The sequence below is a fragment of the Microbacterium sp. BF1 genome, assembly GCF_019279095.1.
In the GTDB taxonomy this organism is placed as follows: domain Bacteria; phylum Actinomycetota; class Actinomycetes; order Actinomycetales; family Microbacteriaceae; genus Microbacterium; species Microbacterium maritypicum.
On sequence record NZ_JAGYWT010000276.1, the window covers coordinates 1 to 3,247 of the forward strand.

General features: G+C 66.2%; 3 protein-coding genes and 1 pseudogene. All 4 read left to right on the top strand.

What is annotated here, in order from left to right; genetic code table 11:
- Positions 1 to 665 (top strand): annotated as a pseudogene (locus KZA10_RS10335) (replication-associated recombination protein A); the annotation flags it as partial.
- 182 nt (positions 666 to 847) lie between these two features.
- Positions 848 to 1,477, top strand: a complete 630-nt coding sequence (gene rpsD, locus KZA10_RS10340; RefSeq protein ID WP_017830546.1) for a 30S ribosomal protein S4 — start codon at positions 848 to 850, stop codon at positions 1,475 to 1,477.
- A 111-nt stretch (positions 1,478 to 1,588) separates the two neighbouring features.
- Positions 1,589 to 1,777 carry a hypothetical protein gene (locus KZA10_RS10345; protein ID WP_017830547.1) on the top strand — a complete coding sequence of 63 codons (189 nt, stop codon included), beginning with the start codon at positions 1,589 to 1,591 and terminating at the stop codon, positions 1,775 to 1,777.
- 52 nt (positions 1,778 to 1,829) lie between these two features.
- A partial coding sequence (gene alaS, locus KZA10_RS10350) for an alanine--tRNA ligase (protein ID WP_256934696.1) occupies positions 1,830 to 3,247 on the top strand: 1,418 nt, incomplete at its 3' end.

Consider the following 3,247-nt stretch of genomic DNA (forward strand, 5'->3'; position numbering starts at 1 on the left):
CCGAAGACGCGGCCGAGAGCCAGGGCGTGCCGGAGGTGTCCGCCGACGACATCTCGCAGGCGGTCGACAAGGCGCTGCTGCGCTATGACCGACAGGGCGACGAGCACTACGACGTCATCAGCGCGTTCATCAAGTCGATCAGGGGCTCCGACCCCGACGCCGCGCTGCACTATCTCGCCCGCATGATCGAGGCGGGCGAGGACCCGCGCTTCATCGCCCGGCGTCTGGTGATCTCCGCGTCCGAAGACGTCGGCCTCGCCGACCCGCAGGCCCTCGCCATCGCGGTCGCCGCTGCCGACGCCGTGGCGTTCATCGGCATGCCGGAAGGGCGCATCCCCCTCGCCGAAGCGACGGTCTACCTGGCGACCACCGCCAAGTCGAATGCGGCCTACGTGGGCATCGACGCGGCCATCGCCGACATCCGTGCCGGCGGTTTCGGCCGGGTGCCGCTGCACCTGCGGGATGCGCACTACCCGGGGGCCAAGCGCCTCGGGCACGGTCGGGGATACGTCTATTCGCACGACAGCGAGTTCGGGATCGTGCCGCAGCAGTATCTGCCCGATGAGCTCGACGGGCGGCACTACTACGAGCCGAAGAACCTCGGGGCGGAGCGCGACATCGGGGCGCGACTCGAGCGCATCCGCCGCATCCTCGGCGACCGCTGACCCTGCCGATCGGGTGGAGAACCGCGATCTGTTAGACTTGAGCGGCTCGAAACCGAGTTTTCGGGCATCTCCTCGTTCACACCACACCTTGCTGGCGCCCCGGCGTGCGCTCCAAGGCAGAACGCGGACGATACGTCCGTGAGTCGTGAAAGACGCGACCACGTCATCGGAAGGAAAACTTCGTGACCACGAAGTCCCAGGACCGCCGCAAGGTGCGTCTCAGCCGCGCCCTCGGCGTCGCTCTCACCCCGAAGGCCGCCCGCTACCTCGAGAAGCGTCCCTACGCTCCGGGTGAGCACGGCCGCACCAAGCGCAAGGCAGACAGTGACTACGCCGTCCGTCTGCGTGAGAAGCAGCGTCTTCGCGAGCAGTACGGCATCCGCGAGAAGCAGATGCGCAACACCTTCAACGAGGCTCGTCGTCAGGACGGTCTCACCGGTGAGAACCTGGTCGAGCTGCTCGAGATGCGTCTCGACGCTCTCGTCGTGCGTTCGGGCTTCGCCCGCACCACCGCGCAGGCTCGCCAGCTCGTCGTGCACCGTCACATCCTGGTCGACGGACAGCTCGTCGACCGCCCGTCGTTCCGCGTGAAGCCGGGTCAGCTCATCCACGTCAAGGCCAAGAGCGAGGGCACCGAGCCCTTCCAGGTGGCAGCAGCCGGCGGTCACGCCGAGGTTCTGCCCCCCGTTCCGGGCTACCTCGAGGTCGAGCTCGACAAGCTCCAGTCGCGTCTGGTTCGTCGTCCGAAGCGCGCCGAGGTCCCCGTGACCTGTGAAGTGCAGCTCGTCGTCGAGTACTACGCAGCTCGCTGATCCAGCGATAGAGCAATCAGGCAGGAGGCGTCGGGATTCCCGACGCCTCCTGTCGTTTCCGCATACGATGGTGACACCGCGCCTTCGCGGGTCAAGGGCAAGGATGACGTCATGAAGAGCATGCAGTGGTTCCTGATCGGTGTGATCGGCGGCTTCGTCGCCGCGCACTTCATGAATAAGGACCCCCGCGGCCACGACATCCTGGCCGAGGTCGATGCCCGCATCAACGGGTTCACCGCGATCATCGGCGACGCCTACCGCGAGCAGGAGGCACGGCTCACGGAGCCGGGCAAGAACTGAACCATCGCCGCGCTTCGGCGCAGCATCTTCACGCAAGGACACCCGGCACCCCATGAAAACTGCGGAGATCGCGCAGCGTTACCTCGACTTCTTCGAGAAGAACGACCACCTCATCGTCCCCTCTGCCTCCCTGGTCAGCGACGACCCGTCTCTGCTGTTCACGGTGGCCGGAATGGTGCCGATGATCCCGTACCTCACCGGCATCGTGCCCGCGCCTCATCCGCGCATCGCCGACGTGCAGAAGTGCATCCGCACCAACGACATCGAAGAGGTGGGGCGCACGGCGCGCCACGGCACGTTCTTCCAGATGCTGGGCAACTGGTCGTTCGGCGACTACTTCAAAGAAGGCGCGATCCGGTACGCCTGGGAGCTGCTCACCAGCTCCGAGTCGGACGGCGGCCTCGGTTTCGATGAGAAGGACCTCTGGGTCACGGTCTATGAGACCGACGACGAGGCTGAAGCGATCTGGCGCGACATCATCGGTTTGAAGCCCGAGCGCATCCAGCGCCTCGGACGCGCGGACAACTACTGGAACACCGGCCAGCCCGGGCCCGGCGGTCCCGACTCGGAGATCTTCTTCGACCGCGGTCCCGCCTATGGCAAGGACGGCGGTCCCGCCGTCGACGACTCGAGGTTCCTGGAGATCTGGAACCTCGTGTTCATGCAGGACTTCATCGAGAACATCCGCGGCAAGACGGAGTTCGACATCGTCGGCGAGCTGCCGATGAAGAACATCGACACCGGCATGGGGCTCGAGCGCGTCGCGTTCATCAAGCAGGGCGTCGAGAACATGTACGAGTCGGACCAGGTGCGTCCGGTGCTCGACCGCGCGATCGAGCTGTCCGGCCGCTCCTACGGCGCCCAGCACGAGGACGACGTGCGCTTCCGCGTGGTCGCCGACCATGTGCGCTCCTCGCTCATGCTCCTCTCCGATGGCGTGCGCCCCTCCAATGAAGGACGCGGGTACATCCTGCGCCGTCTGATGCGCCGCACGGTCAGGGCGATGCGTCTGCTCGGCGTCGACGAGCCCGTGTTCCCCGAGCTGTTCGCCGCCTCGCGCGACGCGATGAAGTCGGCGTACCCGGTGCTCGAGAAGGACTGGTCCGTCCTGTCGTCGTCCGCCTTCGCCGAGGAGGAGACGTTCCGTCGCACTCTCGTCGCCGGTTCGACGATCCTCGACCTCGCGCTCGACGAGACCAGGAAGGGCGGCGGGAAGACGCTCAGCGGACCCGAGGCCTTCCTGCTGCACGACACCTACGGCTTCCCGATCGACCTCACCCTCGAGGTCGCGGAGGAAGCGGGCCTCGATGTCGACCGTGCCGCTTTCGACACGCTCATGCAGGTCACGCCCAGGAGCTTGATGAGCAGCAGCGTCGCATCGGTGATCGACACAGCACCGGAAACACGACGCACGCCCATTCGTCGTCTGGCGAGCAAGGAGGCCACCATGACCCTGACAATGCCGATACA